17 protein-coding genes and 1 pseudogene are annotated in these 19,293 nt (G+C 59.6%); 11 read left to right on the forward strand and 7 right to left on the reverse strand.

The genetic code is table 11. The features are described from left to right. Positions 1–130: 130 nt before the first annotated feature. Positions 131–415, forward strand: coding sequence for a hypothetical protein (locus M5C01_RS20075; protein ID WP_152740199.1), 285 nt, complete (start codon positions 131–133; stop codon positions 413–415). A 258-nt stretch (positions 416–673) separates the two neighbouring features. Here M5C01_RS20075 and M5C01_RS20080 read toward each other — a convergent pair whose 3' ends face one another. From M5C01_RS20080 to tssI, 4 genes are all read right to left on the reverse strand, one after another. Beyond that, entirely contained in the window at positions 674–1,630 is a 957-nt protein-coding gene (locus tag M5C01_RS20080; RefSeq protein ID WP_178129898.1) for a hypothetical protein, read from the reverse strand. A gap of 61 nt (positions 1,631–1,691) precedes the next feature. Further along, on the reverse strand, positions 1,692–4,034 hold the full coding sequence (locus M5C01_RS20085; protein WP_152740200.1) for a toxin VasX: 2,343 nt from the start codon (positions 4,032–4,034) through the stop codon (positions 1,692–1,694). Next, complete coding sequence (locus M5C01_RS20090) at positions 4,027–4,596, reverse strand: DUF4123 domain-containing protein (RefSeq protein WP_152740201.1); 570 nt, start codon at positions 4,594–4,596, stop codon at positions 4,027–4,029. Before M5C01_RS20090 ends, M5C01_RS20085 begins: the two co-directional genes overlap by 8 nt. Continuing rightward, positions 4,593–6,641 (reverse strand): type VI secretion system tip protein TssI/VgrG, encoded by a 2,049-nt coding sequence (tssI, locus tag M5C01_RS20095; RefSeq protein WP_152740202.1) that lies wholly within the window; start codon positions 6,639–6,641, stop codon positions 4,593–4,595. Before tssI ends, M5C01_RS20090 begins: the two co-directional genes overlap by 4 nt. 274 nt (positions 6,642–6,915) lie before the next feature. On the opposite strand from tssI, the gene M5C01_RS20100 reads away from it, so the two are divergent. The 9 genes and pseudogenes from M5C01_RS20100 to M5C01_RS20135 all read left to right on the forward strand — a co-directional run bounded on the left by M5C01_RS20100 (position 6,916) and on the right by M5C01_RS20135 (position 14,211). Continuing rightward, the gene (locus M5C01_RS20100) at positions 6,916–7,464 is read left to right on the forward strand and encodes a hypothetical protein (RefSeq protein ID WP_152740203.1); all 549 of its coding nucleotides are present in this window, start codon (positions 6,916–6,918) and stop codon (positions 7,462–7,464) included. Beyond that, a complete protein-coding gene (locus M5C01_RS20105) occupies positions 7,445–7,900 on the forward strand; it encodes a type II toxin-antitoxin system YafO family toxin (RefSeq protein WP_248764381.1) in 456 nt (151 codons plus the stop codon). Before M5C01_RS20100 ends, M5C01_RS20105 begins: the two co-directional genes overlap by 20 nt. A gap of 88 nt (positions 7,901–7,988) precedes the next feature. Then, positions 7,989–9,084, forward strand: a protein-coding gene (gene prfB, locus M5C01_RS20110; protein WP_103498378.1) for a peptide chain release factor 2 whose coding sequence is annotated in 2 segments (ribosomal slippage) — positions 7,989–8,060 and positions 8,062–9,084 — 1,095 coding nt in all. Because the reading frame shifts where the segments join, the coding sequence is not laid out codon by codon here. A gap of 96 nt (positions 9,085–9,180) precedes the next feature. After that, positions 9,181–10,683, forward strand: a complete 1,503-nt coding sequence (lysS, locus tag M5C01_RS20115; protein ID WP_103498377.1) for a lysine--tRNA ligase — start codon at positions 9,181–9,183, stop codon at positions 10,681–10,683. A gap of 105 nt (positions 10,684–10,788) precedes the next feature. Beyond that, the gene (locus M5C01_RS20120) at positions 10,789–11,493 is read left to right on the forward strand and encodes a TetR family transcriptional regulator (protein ID WP_103498376.1); all 705 of its coding nucleotides are present in this window, start codon (positions 10,789–10,791) and stop codon (positions 11,491–11,493) included. Positions 11,494–11,502: 9 nt separating this feature from the next. Continuing rightward, a complete protein-coding gene (locus tag M5C01_RS20125; protein ID WP_178129899.1) occupies positions 11,503–12,816 on the forward strand; it encodes a flavohemoglobin expression-modulating QEGLA motif protein in 1,314 nt (437 codons plus the stop codon). Between the two features lie 32 nt (positions 12,817–12,848). Next, positions 12,849–12,926: pseudogene (locus tag M5C01_RS32980) on the forward strand (outer membrane lipoprotein carrier protein LolA); the annotation flags it as partial. 47 nt (positions 12,927–12,973) lie between these two features. Beyond that, a complete protein-coding gene (locus M5C01_RS20130; protein WP_152740205.1) occupies positions 12,974–13,888 on the forward strand; it encodes an alpha/beta hydrolase in 915 nt (304 codons plus the stop codon). Continuing rightward, positions 13,885–14,211, forward strand: coding sequence for a hypothetical protein (locus M5C01_RS20135; protein ID WP_100942390.1), 327 nt, complete (start codon positions 13,885–13,887; stop codon positions 14,209–14,211). Before M5C01_RS20130 ends, M5C01_RS20135 begins: the two co-directional genes overlap by 4 nt. 65 nt (positions 14,212–14,276) lie before the next feature. Here the strand turns inward: M5C01_RS20135 and M5C01_RS20140 are convergent, their stop codons facing one another. The 3 genes from M5C01_RS20140 to M5C01_RS20150 all read right to left on the reverse strand — a co-directional run bounded on the left by M5C01_RS20140 (position 14,277) and on the right by M5C01_RS20150 (position 16,317). Next, on the reverse strand, positions 14,277–15,068 hold the full coding sequence (locus M5C01_RS20140; protein WP_103497417.1) for an OmpA family protein: 792 nt from the start codon (positions 15,066–15,068) through the stop codon (positions 14,277–14,279). Between the two features lie 62 nt (positions 15,069–15,130). Further along, positions 15,131–15,553 carry a DUF4398 domain-containing protein gene (locus M5C01_RS20145; RefSeq protein ID WP_152740206.1) on the reverse strand — a complete coding sequence of 141 codons (423 nt, stop codon included), beginning with the start codon at positions 15,551–15,553 and terminating at the stop codon, positions 15,131–15,133. A 422-nt stretch (positions 15,554–15,975) separates the two neighbouring features. Further along, the gene (locus M5C01_RS20150; RefSeq protein WP_100942392.1) at positions 15,976–16,317 is read right to left on the reverse strand and encodes a pilin assembly protein; all 342 of its coding nucleotides are present in this window, start codon (positions 16,315–16,317) and stop codon (positions 15,976–15,978) included. Positions 16,318–16,521: 204 nt separating this feature from the next. Between M5C01_RS20150 and ppc the strand changes: the two genes are divergently transcribed. After that, complete coding sequence (gene ppc / locus M5C01_RS20155) at positions 16,522–19,152, forward strand: phosphoenolpyruvate carboxylase (protein WP_152740207.1); 2,631 nt, start codon at positions 16,522–16,524, stop codon at positions 19,150–19,152. The last annotated feature ends 141 nt before the right edge of the window (positions 19,153–19,293 follow it).

The following is a 19,293-nucleotide window of genomic DNA, read 5'->3' on the forward strand; positions in this document are numbered from 1 at the left end:
GTGTAAAAGGGGCGACTATTCGGCGAGCGGCTGGACTATAGTTCGGTCGTCACCGATGTATCGGTGATCGATCTTAGCCGGTCGAAATTCCTAACGGAGCGTAAATACCTCTATGTAAGGATTTTCATCGATGACCCAATATCGCCCGCTACAAAGCAATCTCACCGAAGTCCCTGTTCTCTACCTCAACCTCGATGCCCCGGTGCGTGACTTGTATGAGTGCGCCATCCAGCGTATCAAGGCCGCCCGCGACCTGAGCCACAGCCTGACCTGCATGAGCATCGGCAACACCTGCGACCGTGATCTTCAGCATTTCGCCAGTGCCTCTTACCTGCTGTTGCAGGATGGCTGCGATGCGCTGGACGCGATGCAGGGCCGCTTCACCGACCGAGCCCGCAGCGCCCTGGTTTCCTGACTAAACATCACCCGTGTGGGAGCCGGCTTGCTGGCGATGACGTCCGCAAGGGCGGTGCAAGGCTCAAGGGCCTCTTCGCGGGTAAGCTCCGCTCCCACAGGTTTTGTGTCGTACACAATATCCGGGGTCGACTCAAATACTGTGGGAGCGGAGCTTGCCCGCGAAGGCGTCAGTTCTGGCGATGCAAATCTTGGGAGTCTTATCACCAATAAAGCCGGCTCCGACACGAGCCGACGTTGGCCTGAAAGGTTGTGTGAGTTAAACATCCAGCCCACGCTCACGTTCCAGATCAATCAATCGTGTGGTTGGGCCATCGGGGCGCAGGCGCTCTAATACAATTTCCGGCCAACGGTTGCGGGCTCGGCGTTTGGCCGTGTCGTAGACAAAGTCTTGTATAAGGTGTGTGGGGTGGAGGTAAAAGTCGCCAATCAATGAGATATAGTCTGTTGGGGTTAAGTGAGTTTTTCTTCCCAGGGCAGCCTTTTTTTCTAGAATCAATTGGCGTTCATGAGCTAGAAAATCTGAGGGTCGTATATTGCTGGCCAATTGTTCCCTGATGAAAGTATCTGACTCACTATGGTTGCCGTGCTCGTCAAACCAAGGTCCGTTATTCATATAGGCTCGTATGTATTCCCAAAATCCCTTTTGCATGTCCAGGTCTTTACCCATGGGGGCTCCCAAAGGAACCATCAGAGCATTTTCTGGCTCTCCAAGTCGGCGAACCAATATCTCCAAAGCTGCATTATTCAATCCGCCTACGTGGTGGCTCACAATGGTAAAGTCATAAGTGATGGCTTGGATGTCATCCCAGGGAGTGTGAAATAGTTGGCCGTTATGATCAAAGTAGATTTCTCGTGTGCGTCTGTTGAATATGATAGGAAGCGGGAGTTTTGCACGACACTCCAAAATAAAAGAAATAAGAAAGACACCTGCTCCGATCAGCAGCGGCAAAAATATGCTATTGAAATGTCCATAATAGAGGCCGATAGCGATCACGATCAGGCAGGGGATTGTATATATTAAGAAAATCACTCCCGTTATTTCGCCGCGCCCTGACTCACCACCACTTCTAAGGGACAGATAGTGTTCAGTGTGCTCGTCGGTGACGAAGAGCTCCATAGGGGGATGGTTTGTTGGTTCATCTGCTTTCAGAATGATGTGAGGGGACTCACCATATAAATTTCTAGCTCGCTCAATAAGATCTTTTATATTCATTGTGTTTTCGCGGTTTCGTTTTTAATAAGGTGTTGTGGTAAGTAAGTGTTTGATTAAAAGCCTAGGCGACTGGGGATAGAATTTTTTGAAGCTCAAGTGCTGATTTTTCGTAGCTGTCCGACCACGCTTCGGGGTAGGTGCCAAAGCGACTGCTTTTTAACCATTTTTCTATCGGTATATCTTGAGTGTATAGACGAGCAATCACGCCGCTGACAATTAGTAGGGTAAGCCCCAGAAGTTTAGGGACGATATGGGGGGCTTGATTTATCCCGCGGCCAATTGCGGCAAACTCTCCAGCGAGTACCGCAGCGCGTGCCGTCCTTAAAGCCCTATAGGTTCTCAGGTATAGGGCGAAATTAGCTGCTGATGCAATGGTTAATCCAGCGTTGATTAATGCTGTATCTATATCTCCAGCCTTGAAGGCCTCTAGCGTTTCGATGCCAAAGACAATAACGTCCAAGGCAGATACCAGTGATAAGGAGGAGGCAACTTGCGAGCCCTTTAGGAGTGCTTTTGCCAATGCCTCGCGGGAAGTGTGTGAATTTTTTCCAGTGGTTTCAGTGATCGCTTTCCATGCTCTTTCTGCATTGCTTTGTTGGATCGCTAGAATTGCAGCGGCGATGCCTGTTGCAGCCCCAGCCAAATTCATTGTGTTTTTTATTGAAGCGTTCTTCTTGTATTGATCTAGTGTCCAAAAAAAACTCACACCCGCCACCACCAACACCAAACACTTCAACGGTGTTTCCGTCAGTGCCTCCTTGCTCGTTTTCAGCAGATTCTTCAGCTCCTTCTCTGGTTGAGCCAAATCCGCAACCGAAGTCAGAGGTTTCCCAGCAGCACTTACTTGCCCCGCCGGCACCAGATGAAAGAACGGCAACGCTTCCTGCACGGCACTTGCTACCGGTTTCAACGGCAGCGTACCGGGAGGCGCTTGTGTGGGGACTTGCGCCAAATGGTTCAGCCATTGCTCAACCTGCTGCGGTGTGGCCGCCACCAGATCGATACGTTGCTGGCTGCGACTTAACGCAGCCCCCATGTACAGCCGCGCAACATTGCTGGGCGCCTCCGTGGCCTTGTGCATCTGCGCCGCAAGCACCGGACTCAGGACCGTGAACAATTCCTCCGTCACCTTGGCCGGATTGTGCAGCGCCAGGTTCTCCGCGCTCTTGTTGAATGCCAGGCTCATATTCAGCGCCTGCGCCAACTTGATACCCAGCTTTTGCAAAGCCTGTACGTTGTCCTTGAGGGTGTCCCCGGTATCGATCAGCCGCTTGATCTCCGAAAGCCCAGGTTGGTTGGGCAGCCCGAGCAAAGCCCAGATCAACCAGGGCTTCTCGGTCGCCCTGTCAGGATCGAGCGCCTTGCTCAGCGTCTTCACCCCAAAACTGGTGCTGGAGGCACCGGCACACGCGAGGGCGAATTCTTCGCCCAATGCCTCCAGCGCAACAGGCTGGGTAATGTCGAAATGCTCACAAGCAGTCGCCAGTGTCGCCGGGCTGTTCAGGCTCAGGGTGTCGAACCACGCCCCCCACAATTGTGAGATATAGCGCAGGTCCGACTCGTAGCCCTGGGTTTCATCGTCATGCTCTTTCCAGGTCCTTTCCAGCAGGTGATAGCGCGTCGCGCCAGGCAGCACTTTGCGAACCTGTTCATCACTTTCGCTCAACGAGCGAATCAACCCGGCAATGGCCCAGTCCTCGCTACGCTCCTTGCGGCGCTCCTCGAACGCCGCCATCTGCACCTGGAGCAATCGAGCCAGATCCTGCAATACACCCCAGGTATCGTCGATCACCGCATAGGTCTGGAACTCGCAGACATTCATATCCTCAAGAGCCTTCAGCCAGTCTGGTGTCTGGCCAACGGGATCCTGGCTCCAACCATAACCATCGAGGTCCATGTAGTCGCCGATGGACTCATGGATCTTCTGGACCGGCCCGCTCATAGGCGTTACGCCGGGTGTGAACGTGCGCATGACGCTTTCGCGCCTGGCCGGATCTGTCTTGGCCGTGTCGAATTGCGCATCGCTCCAGCGAATCGGCGACCAGACCATCATGGCCGGCGCCCCGGCCCGCAACATGAAAAAAGGCTTGTGACGCGGGTCGATCACGCTGCCGCCGCGTGACGTTTCCTTGAGCAGTGCCCCGGTCACCTCGAACTCGATCATCATGTTGATGGTGGTTTGCCAGACATACAGCCAACCATTGCGTAGCAGGCGGGCGGTGTAGTTCATCGGCTTGCCGCTGGTGTTTTCCGAACCCTTGCCGAGCGCGGGGAAATGACTGCTCAGGGGCGCAACATTGTGGCCACTCAAGTCGAGCGGCAGCGAAGGGCCAATGGCGTAGCGCAGGGGAAATACCGCCGCCAGCAGCGGGCAGGTGCCGGGTTTGAAGGTGTATTCAGACATTAGCCTTTTCCTCGGACTCACCGGACAGCGCGCAGAGCAAAGCCTGCGGCAACACGATTTGCGCTGCGAAACCGATATTGGCCGGTGCGGCGTCCTGTTCAGGGGTGGTGTTTTTCCAGGCACACAGCGGCGCGCCCCGGTGCCGCAGCCAGACGCTATCGACGCCGTGCCAGAAGCCTGCCGGCCAGGGCGCTTGAGATTCCCAGGCTCGCAACAGGGCACCCGCATCACCCAGGCGCAGCCAATACTCGCGGTCTTGGGCGCCATGTACTTTCAGGCGTCGCTGTAGTGAGACGAACAGCTTGACGGGCGATAGCCGCGAGCTCAGCCAGACACCCTGGTCCAGGGGCGAACCACCTTGCCACCAATCGCGCTGCATCGGGCTTCCCGGTAGGGTCTCCAGCAGAAACGGCCCCGCATCAGCGATAGCCGCGTAGGGCGTGTTGATCAGCAGGGAGACGGCCTGATGGCTGGGATAGTGCTGACGAAACCAGGCTCTGGCGGCATCGAGGCAGGTCCCTTCTATCAGCAGGAAACCGGGGTGATTTATCGCCTCGATCATGGCTGTCTCCCCTGGCTATTCTTCGCCGCTTCGCATACCTCGCAAACGCCCGAAGCTGTCTCGCGCAGTGCCAGGCCTTGCTTTATTACCGTGTCCAGCGACAGCGCCGGCTTTCTGATCGGCGCCGTCTGCCCAGGTAGCCAAGGCATCGCTCCCGAACCCTCGCCAGGGCTGCCTTCAGTGTTGAACGGCTGGCTGAAGGTAATGCCACTGCCATCGATCTTGATGAAGTTGCCCCCGGCTTTGAGGGTCAATTCGGCACCGGCTTCCATCACGAGCTTGTAGCCGCTGGACAGGTGGATTTCCTCGCCAGCCTCAACCAGATAACCCACTCCTGCTTTCACCTGCTGGCTCTGTCCCACCGTCAGATGATCATCACCCTTCACCTCGCAACGTCGATCCTGGTGAACCGTATGATGTTCTTCGGCCTTGAACTCGGCGTAGCTGTTGGCACCGACGCTTTCATGCCGCTCATGACCGATCTGTACATGCTGGTCATGTTCGATGTGCTGCTCGAAATCCCGTTGGGCATGCACATAGATCTGTTCCTGGCCCTTGAGGTCTTCGATGCGGATCTCATTACTGCCGCCACCCCCGGGGCTGCTCTGGCTTTTGAACACACTGCGGGTCTTGTGCGCAGGCAGAGGGTAGGGCGCTTGCTGCAGCGCGTTGTTCAGGCAGCCGACGATCAGTGGCTGATCGGGGTCGCCTTCGAGAAAGGTCACCAGTACCTCCATGCCGACACGGGGCAGGGTGACGGCGCCATGACTCGGCCCGGCCCAGCCGGACGCCACCCGCAACCAGCAACTGCTGTGGGCGCCGGTTTCGTCGGAACGGTCCCAGTGAAACTTCACCTTCACCCGGCCATATTCGTCGCAGTGGATTTCTTCGCCAGGCGGGCCGCTGACGATAGCGGTCTGGGCATTCAGACGACGGGATTCGCGCACCTGTAGCGGCGGCCGAAAGAACACATCCCACGGCGTGGCGAGAAAGCTGTTGCGATAGCCCTGGCGGAAATCGCTGTCGGCAACGCTCGGGATCGGTGCCGACTCCTCCAGGACCTGCGGCTGTTTGCCTTCATGGGTCAGGTGGGTCAGCAGCCAGAGATCATTCCAGTCAGGCTGTGGATGGTCGCTCAGGGTCAGGAGATGACCGCTGGCCAGTTGTGGCGCATTGCTCTTGCCCGAAGCCTGTCGATAGTCGGCGCGATGGCGCTCCAACTGGCGGCGATTGAGTCGTTTACCAGCGTCGTCATGCTTGAAGCGGCCAGGATAGCGATAGTCCTCCAACACGGGTTTCGGTAGTGAATCCGAGCAGTGGGTCGTCCGCTCCAGCAAGGTATGCGGCTTCTCGAAGTCGTAATCACGCAAGGCCGCATGACTGCTGCGGGTCTCCAGGCGCAGGTCAAAGGACTTGATGCTCGCGGTCGTAGCCACGGTGCCGCTGTCCGGCACATAGGGCACGGCAGTGGACAGCCGGCGAAAGAAGGTCTGGTCATCGCCGAAGGCCAGGTGATGGTCGGCCGGGCTGTGCTGGAAGTGGTAGTGCAGGCCGTCTTCCTCACACAGCCGCTGGATGAAATCCAGATCGGATTCGTTGTACTGCACGCAGTACTCGCGGGCGGGCAGGGGTGTGGCGAGATTGAAGCTGAAGGCGTTGCCGAGGATGCCGTGGTCCTTGAGCACCCGGGCGATGATCTGCGGTACGGTCTGGTTCTGGAAGATGCGCTGGTTGAAGCGATGACCCAAGTAGGTCAGTTGCGGCACGAGGGTGAGGTGATAGTGGGTCCAGCGCTGGCCGGTATCACCCTGGCCGATGCTGTAGACCTGGCCGTGAATACCCGCGCCGCTATCGTTGAAGGCGAGAAAGCCCTGCTGGTGCAACAACTCGTCGAGGTTCAGGTCCGGGCGGCGGCTGACCAGTTCCAGTTCGAAGCGATAGGGCTGGCTGATGGCTTCACTGCCTTTGAAGGCCAGCACCTGGAGTTCAGGGGCAAGGCCCGGGAGGGTCAGGGTAAAGCGGTTTAACGGCGCTGAAATGAACATTCGTAGTCCCTTACTCAAGCGGTAAGGGGGGAGTCTGCTTGTCCTCGGCGGTGCGTTGAATAGGTCTGTTAAAAAACAGAAATACCTTACATTTCAAGGTTAAAAAGACTGACGCAGTAGCAGAACATTTTGCCAGAAGAAGTGAAAGTGCTACTGCTGGGGGGGCTTAAGCAGGTGGAGGGTTGCTGAAATATCACGATACGGTGTGATGCTGTACAATAATTGCACACCAAAATACTTTTGAGCAGACCGCTCCTTGAACGGGTATTTCAACATGAAGCCTGAATCACCACCCAGCATCCCCACCGCATCGCTGCTATTGGCTGCGCTCGCGTTGATCGGTGGGTACGGTGCGGCGGTATCGGTTCAGGCTGCTGCGGATCATGATAGTGGCTTCAGAAATGAGGCCAGCCAGAAGTCCGGCCAGCTCGCCACTGAAATTCACAGGCTGATAAAAAAGGCGAAACAGGTAGAAAACGGGTTCGCAAGCATCATCAAAGACATGCTTGCCAGAGATCCGGCCCGTACTCCTGAAGGACTGGATGCTCAAGCAAAACTTGAAGATCTGGGGCGGAATCTGGACAGCTTTCGCGGCATGGAACTGACGCTACGCAGTGCGATTGTCCCGGAGGGGTTGGCCGAGGTTCATATGGATCTTCGTCGGTCCATGGCTCGTGCAAGGGAGAAAATGGCGATTACCCACAGCCTGCTCTCTCAAATGCTGACAGTGCCGGAATCCTTTGAAAGTACTGCTGATGGAGAAGGGCTGCGCGCATTGGCCGAGCATTCCACCCAGAGGCTGATTGAGTTGGCTAACGCCTGATGTCCAGGGCGTCAGCCATCTTTCATCCGGAGTCCTACCGCGAGCTTTTCTGGATGTTCTAAAGGATTATCCAGGACTGGACACCGCTCTACTGAATGATTTCGTTACCTATAAGCAGACAGGCATTCCTTCAGATCGATTTGGGCGCGACGCTCCCTACGTCTGGCCTGCAGCTGCGTTTAATGCAAACCTCATGCATATCCACTTGAAGCTTCCGCCGGAAAAGTTTCCCAAGAACCTTCCTCAGATCGATCGAGTCTGTCGTAGAGGCGCTCCGGAAAAGGACGCCGCTCTTGTTTATGTGCGCGGAGAGCTGGAAGAACATCGTTACTGTCATCTTGCGGTCCTGTATCCCGATGGGCATGCCAGGGCGCGGGAAGAGAAGCTGATGCGATACCTGGCCAGATTGGCGCAGAAGTTTCGCGGCGAAAACTGAAATCACCCCGCCAAGCGGGCTGCCGGGACGCGTGCAACTCGGTTATACTCGTCGGCTTTCAAAAGTTCACCGACGAGTGCTGCCCGCCATGGAAATCAACCCGATCCTTAACAGTATCAAGGACCTGTCCGAGCGCTCCGAAACCATTCGGGGGTATCTTTGACTACGATCAAAAGCATGAGCGCCTGACCGAGGTCAATCGCGAGCTTGAAGATCCAGCTGTCTGGAACAACCCCGAATACGCCCAGAACCTCGGCCGCGAGCGTTCCGCGCTGGCGCTGATCGTCGAGACCCTGGACGACATGTCCAGCGGCCTGAGCGATGCCCGCGACCTGCTGGAAATGGCCGCCGCCGAAGAAGACCAGGGTGCCGTCGATGACGTCGCCGCTGAAGTCGAACGCCTGCGCGCCGCCCTCGAGAAACTCGAATTCCGCCGGATGTTCAGCGGCGAAATGGACCCGAACAACGCCTACCTGGATATCCAGGCCGGTTCCGGCGGCACCGAAGCCCAGGACTGGGCCAACATCCTGCTGCGCATGTACCTGCGCTGGGCCGACAAACGCGGTTTCGACGCCACCATCATGGAACTGTCCGCCGGCGAAGTCGCCGGGATCAAGGGCGCCACCGTGCATATCAAGGGCGAATACGCCTTCGGTTGGCTGCGCACCGAGATCGGCGTGCACCGCCTGGTGCGCAAGAGCCCGTTCGACTCCGGCAACCGTCGTCACACCTCGTTCTCGGCGGTGTTCGTCTCCCCGGAAATCGACGACAACATCGAAATCGAAATCAACCCGGCAGACCTGCGGATCGATACCTATCGTTCCTCCGGTGCCGGTGGTCAGCACGTCAACACCACCGACTCGGCCGTACGGATCACCCACGTACCGTCCAACACCGTGGTCAGCTGCCAGAACGAACGTTCCCAGCACGCGAACAAAGACACCGCGATGAAAATGTTGCGGGCGCGCTTGTACGAACAGGAAGTGCAGAAGCGCAACGCCGCTTCCCAGGCCCTGGAAGACACCAAGTCGGATATCGGCTGGGGTCACCAGATCCGCTCCTACGTACTCGACGCCTCGCGGATCAAGGATCTGCGCACCAACATCGAACGCAGCGACTGCGACAAGGTGCTGGACGGCGATATCGACGAATACCTGGAAGCCAGCCTCAAGCAAGGGCTTTAAGGCACTGCGGCGACGGCGCGCACCAAGGCGCGCCGCCTGCCGTGAACCCCTGCCGAAGGCCGGGGGCAACGAACCTGTGATGGAAAATCTAAAGACATGAGCGACCTACAACTCGACCCGCAAGCCCTGCAACAGGAAGAAAACACCCTGATCGCCCTGCGCAAGGAAAAGCTGGCTGCCGAGCGCGCCAAGGGTCAGGCCTTCCCCAACGACTTCCGTCGCGACGCCTACTGCGAAGACTTGCAGAAACAGTACGCCGACAAGACCAAGGAAGAGCTGGCTGAGGCGGCGATCCCGGTCAAGGTTGCCGGTCGCATCATGCTCAACCGTGGCTCGTTCATGGTGATCCAGGACATGTCCGGGCGCATCCAGGTCTACGTCAACCGCAAGACCCTGTCGGAAGAGACCTTGGCCGCGGTGAAAACCTGGGACCTGGGCGACATCATTGCCGCCGTTGGTACCCTGGCCCGCTCCGGCAAGGGCGACCTGTACGTTGAAATGACCGACGTGCGCCTGCTGACCAAGTCGCTGCGCCCGCTGCCGGACAAGCACCACGGCCTGACCGATACCGAAACCCGCTATCGCCAGCGCTACGTCGACCTGATCGTCAACGAAGAAGTGCGCCAGACCTTCCGCGTGCGTTCTCAGGTCATCGCCCATATCCGCAACTTCATGATGCAGCGCGATTTCATGGAAGTGGAAACGCCGATGCTGCAGACCATCCCCGGTGGTGCCGCGGCCAAGCCGTTCGAAACCCACCACAACGCGCTGGACATGGGCATGTACCTGCGCATCGCGCCGGAGCTGTACCTCAAGCGCCTGGTGGTCGGTGGCTTCGAGCGGGTGTTCGAGATCAACCGCAACTTCCGTAACGAAGGCGTGTCGACCCGGCACAACCCTGAGTTCACCATGTTGGAGTTCTACCAGGCGTACGCCGACTACGAAGACAACATGGACCTGACCGAAGAGCTGTTCCGTGAACTGGCCCAGGCCGTTCTGGGCAGCACCGACGTGCCGTACGGCGACAAGGTCTTCCACTTCGGCGAACCGTTCGTGCGCCTGTCGGTGTTCGACTCGATCCTCAAGTACAACCCTGAGCTGACCGCCGCCGACCTGCAGGACGTCGACAAGGCCCGCGCGATCGCCAAGAAGGCCGGTGCCAAGGTGCTCGGCTTTGAAGGCCTGGGCAAGCTGCAGGTGATGATTTTCGAAGAGCTGGTCGAGCACAAGCTGGAACAGCCGCACTTCATTACCGAGTACCCGTTCGAAGTCTCGCCGCTGGCCCGTCGCAATGACGAGAACCCGAACGTCACCGACCGTTTCGAGCTGTTTATCGGCGGGCGTGAAATCGCCAACGCCTATTCCGAGTTGAACGACGCGGAAGACCAGGCCGAGCGCTTCCAGGCCCAGGTGGCCGAGAAGGACGCCGGCGACGACGAAGCCATGCACTACGACGCCGACTTCGTACGGGCGCTGGAGTACGGCATGCCGCCGACGGCGGGCGAGGGCATCGGTATCGACCGCCTGGTGATGTTGCTCACCAACGCACCGTCGATTCGCGATGTGATCCTGTTCCCGCACATGCGGCCGCAAGCATAAAATTGCTGTTGAAAAAGCCGCCCTCACAAGGCGGCTTTTTTATTGTCTATTGGTACTGATGTTTCAGATTATTACAAGAGAGGAAGACCGGTAGTGGAGCGTGCAATGGCGCAAAAGGGAGCAGCTGGCGTCGCTACGGCGGTGGCTGAGAGCGTTCAGTATCAAGGGCGCAAGGCCAGTCGACAGGGAAGCGAGCAACGACGACAGGCGATTCTTGACGCCGCCATGCGCATTGTCGTGCGCGACGGTGTGCGTGGGGTGCGGCACCGCGCGGTGGCCGCCGAGGCCGATGTGCCGCTGTCGGCCACTACCTATTACTTCAAGGATATCGATGACCTGCTCACCGATACCTTCGCCCAGTATGTCGAGCGCAGTGCGGCCTTCATGGCCAAGCTGTGGGGAAACACCGAAGGCATATTGCGGGAAATGGTCGCCTACGGTGACGGCAGTGCGGCCTCGCGGGCGCAAGTGGCTGACGACATCGCCCATATGATTGTCGACTACATCCAGCGGCAACTGCACAACCGTCGCGAGCACCTGATGGCTGAGCAGGCGTTTCGTCAGGAAGCGCTGCTCAATCCACGCCTGGCGGTGTTGGTGCGTTCGCACCAACAGATTCTCCTGCAGGGCGCCTACCAGTTTGTCCAGGTACTGGGTACCAAAGAGCCTCAGCAGGATGCCAAAGTGTTGACGGCGATTATCGGACGGATGGAATATCAGGGCCTGCTCAACGACGCCGAGGTCCAGTCCGAACAGGACATGCTGGGGATCCTCTCGCGCTACATGCACTTGGTGCTGGCCTCGGTCTAGGCTCTGTGCATGGCTATTCACCGGTATCACCTTCAGGAGTCACCCTTGGACGATTACCAGCAGACGATACGCAGCCTCTCTGATCGCATTGTGCTGGCACAGACGCCGATTCGCGTGCTCGACGCGGTGAAGTGGGACGAGAACATCCGCAAGGGGTTTCTCAAGGGCAAGGGCAAGGAAATGCCGGCGGTGGATCGCGACTATTACGCCTCGCGGCCGCTGTCGTTCGACTCCGGCGCGGTGAAGCTGGAGTTCCAGAATATCGAGCGGGATGTCACCCGGCGGCTCGGCCAGTTCAACCCGGTCGGGCAGATCATGCGCCGCATGTGCCGCGAGTACCGGCAGGTGGTGCGGATGCTCGAAGCCCGTGGCACCGCGGATTTCGGCCTGATCTCCCAGGAATTGTACGGCGCCGCGTCGGATGCGTTCCACGCCGGTGATCCGACCCTGGCCGACCTCGGCTTGATGCTCTCCGATTACTTGAACAATATCGACGGCCGGGGTGATCTCAAGGACGAGCCCAAGACCCTGACCGCCAAGGAGGCGGTCGATATGCTGCAAAGTCGCCTGAACAAGGTGTTCGGCGAGGCCGAGGAAACCATCCGGGTGTTCGAGTCCGACGGCATTGTCGCCGACGCAGCGGCGGGTGCCGACTACATCAAGATCCGCGCCGATGCGATGTTCAATTCGCGGGATGTGCGGGCGCTGGAGGTGCATGAAGGCCTGGTGCATGTCGGCACCACCCTGAACGGCTTGAACCAGCCGATCTGCACCTTCCTGTCCAAGGGCCCACCGTCGTCGACCGTGACCCAGGAAGGCCTGGCGATTCTGATGGAGGTGATTGCCTTCGCCTCCTATCCGACCCGCCTGCGCAAGCTGACCAACCGTACCCGGGCCATCGACATGGTGGAGCAGGGCGCGGATTTCCTCCAGGTGTTCGAGTTCTTCCGTGAGCAGGGTTTCGAAATGGCGGAAAGCTATGGCAATGCCAGTCGGATCTTCCGTGGCTCGACACCGACGGGGCTGCCATTTACCAAAGACTTGTCCTACCTCAAAGGCTTTATCATGGTTTACAACTATATTCAGTTGGCCGTGCGTAAGGGCAAGCTCGAGCAGGTGCCGCTGCTGTTTTGCGGCAAGACCACGTTGGAGGATATGCGTACGCTGCGCCAATTGGTGGATGAGGGCCTGGTGGTGCCGCCCAAGTACCTGCCGGAACAGTTCCGCGACATGAATGCGCTGTCGGCCTGGATGTGTTTCAGCAACTTCCTGAACCACTTGAGCCTGGATCGGATCGAGGCGGATTACTCTAATATCCTCTGACCGCCGACCCTGTAGGAGCGAGCTTGCTCGCGATGGTCGTCAACGATAACGCGGGGCATCTGGTGCCCCGAGGTGCCTGTGCCTCCATCGCGAGCAAGCTCGCTCCTACAGGTGAGGGTTGGCGACATTTCTCCTTATCTAGCGAGGCTTCAAACGGATGAGAATCCTCGGCATGCTCTGCCTGCTGCTGACCTTGGGTGGTTGCAGTTCCCTGCTGTTCTATCCCGATCCCGGCCTGCCGTTCACTCCGGACAAGGCTCACCTCGAATACCGCGATGTCACCCTGGTCACCGCCGACGGCGTGCGCTTGCGCGCCTGGTGGCTGCCGGTCAAGGCCGGCGTGGCGGTCAAGGGCACGGTGCTGCATTTGCATGGCAACGGCGGCAATCTGTCCGGGCATCTGGGCGGCAGCTGGTGGTTGCCGGAGCAGGGTTACCAGGTATTGATGCTCGATTATCGCGGCTATGGCGTGTCCGAAGGCGAACCGAGCCTGCCGGCGGTCTACCAGGATATCGATGCGGCGTTCGACTGGCTGCAAAAGGCCCCGCAAGTCCAGGGCAAACCCCTGGTGGTCCTGGGGCAGAGCCTGGGCGGGTCGCTGGTGGTGCATTACCTGGTGGAGCGCCATCCCGAATACCAGTCGCGGCTCAAGGCCCTGGTACTTGATGGCGCGCCGGCCAGCTACCGTTCGGTGGGGCGTGATGCCCTTGCGTCGTCCTGGCTGACCTGGCCCCTGCAAATCCCCTTGTCCTGGCTGGTGCCCGATGGCGACAGCGCGATCAAGGCCATGCCGCGCCTGACCGGGGTGCCGAAACTGATTTTCCACAGCCTCGACGACCCGGTCGTGCCGCTGGTCAATGGCATCCAGCTGTATCAGGCGGCGCCACCGCCGCGGGTGCTGCAATTGACCCGTGGCGGCCATGTGCAGACCTTCGGCGACCCGACCTGGCGCCTGGTGATGCTGCGTTACCTCGACGACCCGCAGCACTTCAACGGCCTGCGCCGCCTGGGCGAGATCCCGAATTATCCGCCTGTCCCGAATTCGAATGTTGAACCAGAGAGTCCGCAATGACTGAAGAACGTAACGCCATTCCCCTGATCCTCACCGGTATCTGCAGCATCATCGGTACGGTCGCGTGCCTGTGGTACTACGGTTACCTGCATTTCGCCAAACCGGAGGATGCGCTGCTGCTGAACGAGTTCACCATGCTCAAGACGGTGCCCGGGGAGGATTACAAGATCTCGCTGGAACCGGCGGCACAAACCGCGCAGTGCATTGACGGGGTGCTGGTGCTGTTCGACACCGAACAGAAGGGCTTGACCGGCGTGCTGGTGAACAGCCAGAAGCAGGCGGTACGCTGCATGGGGCAGGAAACACCGAAGTTGGAGCAGTAACCTTTCCCCACGGGCCAGACGTGAAAAAACCGCCTGATTCAATCAGGCGGTTTTTTTTTAACCTGTCAGTTGGCGCTGCTGATGGACGAACGCGGGGCCACGGGTTGGTTGTCGTTGGAAATGGTCACTTCCACGCGACGGTTCATGGCGCGGCCGGAAACGCTGCCGTTATCCGCTACCGGGTATTCCTGGCCATAACCCTGGGTCACGATACGCGACGGGTCGACGCCCATCTTGATCAGTGCCACTTGCACCGAGGTGGCGCGGCGCTCGGACAGGCTCTGGTTGTAACCCGAACCGCCGGTGCTGTCGGTGTAGCCTTCGATGATCACTTTGCGATCAGGGTTTTCCTGGAGGAACTGCGCCAGTTTGTTGATGTTGACCAGGCCGGAGGATTTCAGGTCGGCCTTGTTGGTGGCGAACAGCACGTCACCGAAGGTCACCAGGGTGCCCCGCTCGGTCTGCTTGGCGTTGAGGCTTTCCTGCAACTGTTTGATCTGCTGGTCACGGGCGTCCAGGCGAGCCTGGGCCCGCTGGGCGGCCGCGTTTTTCAGGTTGGCTTCGGCGGTGCGCAGGGCGATGGTCTGCTTCGCCACTTCAACCCGCTGATTGGTCAGGTAAGCCAGCTGGTCGACGGTTTCGACCTTTTCATGGTCCTGGTAGGCCTTGTTGGTCTTGTCCAGGTAGTCGCTGGCGTCCTTGGTTTCCAGGGCGGCGACCTTGCTTGCTTGCGGGTTGGCTTGCAGGCCGGAGAAGTTGGTACGGGCTTGCTCCAGGTTGGCATTGGGCTGCGACGAGCAGGCGGCCAGGCCGACACTGAGGGCCAGGAGGGCGGGGATCATCAATTGTTTACGCATAATGGTTCATCCTTTTTAGGGTTCAAGCTTCAGGGAAAGCAGGCGTCAAGCGGGGCCGATGCTTACTGCACCGGTTGCACGGAGCGCTGGCTTTCCTGGCGCAGTTCCTGAACACCTTTCTGTGAGTCCTTCACGGCCAGCTCGGCCTTGGCGGCCTGGGCCTTGCGTTCGGCGACGCGGGCATCCCATTCAGCCTGTTCGGACAGGCGACGGGCTTCGTCATACTTTTTATCGTGCATGGCCATTTCAGCTTGTTTGAGCTTGTCCTGGGCCGACTTCATTTCCACCGCTGCGTATTCGGTGCCGCCGGCACTGACGGCGCTATTGACCGCCGATTGGGTCACGGCGTACTGCTCGGTCGGCGGGTTACCGGCGCAACCGGCCAGAAGCAGGCTGCCGCCGAGTACCAGCGCGGCCAGTTTCAGTCCGCGCAGGGGGGTAAACGACGATTGGACAGTGTGGGTCTTCATGATCTTCAACTCCATTGGATAGCTCCTGAATAACGACATCGTCCACCACGGTTCCGGGAGCTTGTCGCGCCGTGTCCGGTCGGGGGCCGGGAGCGTGTTTAGTACAACTGCTCCGGTGATGGCTACTGGGTGTGACCCGAGGCTTTTTTGAATAGTTCAGGGAAAGATGGCCCATTGCTCGAAAAAAATCTGACCGAGTAGTCAGTGCGAAAAGTCTGAACTTTCGCGGTGTGCGGGGGTATCGGCTGGAGGGAGTGGAGGAGGGAGAACGGTTTTTTGAATACACCGCTGAACCTGTAGGAGCAGGGCTTGCCCGCGAAGCTTTTAGCGGCCTCAAGGGCCTCTTCGCGGGCAAGCCCTGCTCCTACAGGTCCGTGTTGGCCGTAGTGACACCTCAAGGAACAGGGTGCTATCCGCAAGGGGAATCGCGTCAGGCTTTAATGTTTCGGTTTGTCCTGGGACGCCAGGTCATGCAGATGTCGTCGCGACAGCGAGAGAAAACGCGGTGTCGGCCCGACGTCCTCATAAAGGGGGTCACCTTCTTCGTCGGTGGCCACCACCTGTGAGCCCTGGATATAGGGGAAACTGGCTTCCAGTTCCTCCAGCGCCGCACCGACCAACTCGCCGAGCAGTTCTTCCGGGCGCCGTTTGGGGTACATGTCGATCACCGCCGCCAGTCGCGCCGCAGCTTCCACATCCAGATGAATGACATAGCCGGTGTCGGTCAACCGACCCTTGGCGTTTTCTTCCCAGTGCTGGGCAAGCTCGCGGATTTTCATATCGACCTCAATTCGCACCCGTTGATAGCGGGTATTGATGAGTGACCGGCCTGTACCGGCGATAAAGCCTTCGTGAGGCTTATTATCAGACTAGTTCTATGTGACGAGGTTCAGTGGGGATTTTTGCCAGGCTTGTAAGCGTTCGCCGCGCTGGTGCACTCTTGAGCCTGTGAGCCATCTCAGCGTCCCCCGGAGAGTCTGTCGATGTCCGATATTGATGTACGTTTGCGTGAAGACGTCCACCTGTTAGGTGAACTGCTGGGCAATACCATCCGTGACCAGCACGGTGACGAATTCCTCGACAAGATCGAGCGTATCCGCAAGGGCGCCAAGGCCGACCGCAGCGGTTCGGCGAATGCCGAGCTCAGTGCCAGCCTCGACAGCCTTGGCGACGACGAGCTGCTGCCGGTGGCCCGGGCCTTCAACCAGTTTCTCAACCTGGCCAATATCGCCGAGCAATATCAGCTGATTCACCGCCGCGACGAGTCGCAGCCAGCGCCTTTCGAGTCGCGGGTGCTGCCGGAGTTGCTGGCGCGGCTGCTCGCCGAAGGCCATGGCGCCGAATCCCTGGCACGGCAACTGGGCCGCCTGGAGATCGAACTGGTGCTCACCGCGCACCCCACCGAGGTGGCGCGGCGGACCCTGATCCAGAAATACGATGCGATTGCCGCGCAATTGGCCGAGCAGGACCACCGCGACCTCACCGCTGCCGAACGCGAGCAGATCCGCCAGCGCTTGCAGCGACTGATCGCCGAAGCCTGGCACACCGAGGAAATCCGCCGGACCCGGCCGACCCCGGTGGACGAGGCCAAATGGGGCTTCGCGGTGATCGAGCATTCCCTCTGGCAGGCCATTCCGCACTACCTGCGCAAAGCCGACCAGGCGCTGTTCGCGGCCACCGGCCTGCACCTGCCCCTGGAAGCCGCGCCGATTCGATTTGCTTCCTGGATGGGCGGCGACCGTGACGGTAACCCCAATGTGACGGCCAAGGTCACCCGTGAGGTTCTGCTGCTGGCTCGCTGGATGGCGGCGGACCTCTATCTGCGTGATGTCGACCAGTTGGCCGCCGAGTTGTCGATGCAACAGGCCAGCGAGGCCCTGCTTGCCCGCGCCGGTGAGAGCGCCGAACCTTACCGCGCCGTGCTCAAGCAATTGCGTGAGCGACTGCGGGCCACCCGCAACTGGGCCCAGGCGTCCCTTGCCACGACGCAACCGGCACCGGACGAAGTCCTGCAGAACAACCGCGAACTGCTCGAACCGTTGCAACTCTGCTACCAGTCCTTGCACGATTGCGGCATGGGCGTGATTGCCGACGGCCCGTTGCTCGATTGCCTGCGCCGGGCGGTGACCTTCGGCCTGTTCCTGGTGCGCCTGGACGTGCGCCAGGACTCTTCCCGTCACGCCGCCGCCATGACCGAGATCACCGACTATCTGGGGCTGGGCCGTTACGAAGACTGGAATGAAGAAGATCGCCTGACCTTCCTGATGCGCGAGCTGGCCAATCGCCGCCCGCTGTTGCCGGCCTATTTCAAACCTTCCGCGGACACCGCCGAAGTGCTGGCGACCTGCCGGGAAGTCGCTGCGGCGCCGGCCGCCTCCCTCGGATCCTACGTAATCTCCATGGCTGGTGCCGCCTCCGATGTGCTGGCGGTGCAGTTGCTCCTCAAGGAGTCCGGCGTGCTGCGGCCGATGCGCGTGGTGCCGTTGTTCGAAACCCTGGCCGACCTGGATAACGCCGGTCCCGTGATGGAGCGGCTGTTGCTGCTGCCGGGCTATCGCGCGCGCCTGCAAGGTCCGCAGGAAGTGATGATCGGCTACTCCGATTCGGCCAAGGACGCCGGCACCACGGCGGCGGCCTGGGCGCAGTATCGGGCCCAGGAACGGCTGGTGGAGATCTGTCGCGAGCAGCAGGTCGAACTGCTGTTGTTCCATGGTCGTGGCGGCACCGTTGGCCGTGGCGGCGGTCCGGCCCACGAGGCCATCCTGTCGCAGCCGCCGGGTTCGGTGGCGGGGCGTTTCCGCACCACCGAGCAGGGCGAAATGATTCGTTTCAAGTTCGGCCTGCCGGACATCGCCGAACAGAATCTCAACCTCTACCTGGCCGCCGTGCTCGAAGCCACCTTGCTGCCGCCGCCGCCGCCGCAACCGGCCTGGCGTAAATTGATGGATGAATTGGCCGCGGACGGTGTCAGTGCCTACCGCGCCGAGGTGCGCGACAATCCGCAGTTCGTCGAGTATTTCCGCCAATCCACCCCGGAACAGGAGCTTGGGCGCCTGCCGTTGGGCAGCCGTCCGGCCAAGCGCCGCGCCGGCGGAATCGAAAGCCTGCGGGCGATTCCGTGGATTTTCGGTTGGACCCAGACGCGCCTGATGTTGCCCGCCTGGCTCGGCTGGGAGGCGGCGCTGCGCAAGGCACTGGCACGGGGTGAAGGCGAGCTGCTGGCGCAGATGCGCGAGCAATGGCCGTTTTTCCGCACCCGTATCGACATGCTGGAAATGGTCCTGGCCAAGGCCGACAGCGATATCGCCCGCTCCTATGACGAACGTCTGGTGGATGCCGAACTGCTGCCATTGGGTGTGCACTTACGCGACCTATTGTCGCAGGCGTGCGCGGTGGTACTGGGTTTGACCGGCCAGTCGCAACTGCTGGCCCATAGCCCTGAGACCCTGGAGTTCATTCGTCTGCGCAACACCTACCTGGACCCGCTGCATCGATTGCAGGCCGAGCTGCTGGCTCGTTCGCGGCGCAAGGAAACGGCCCAGGACAGCCCTCTGGAACAGGCTTTGCTGGTGTCTGTGGCGGGGATTGCCGCCGGGCTGCGCAATACTGGCTAAGGTGTGTGGGAAGAGTTGCCCTATGTAATGGGACAAAAGCGACCGTCCAGTCAGGGGCGGTCGTTTTTGTGTGGCGGCGCTTTATTGGCGGGGGCGACCCGGCATAGCAGGTTTCACCGCTTGTGCAGGCATGAGTGACTG

This window comes from Pseudomonas sp. MWU12-2319 (assembly GCF_023242525.1).
Taxonomy (GTDB): domain Bacteria; phylum Pseudomonadota; class Gammaproteobacteria; order Pseudomonadales; family Pseudomonadaceae; genus Aquipseudomonas; species Aquipseudomonas gingeri_D.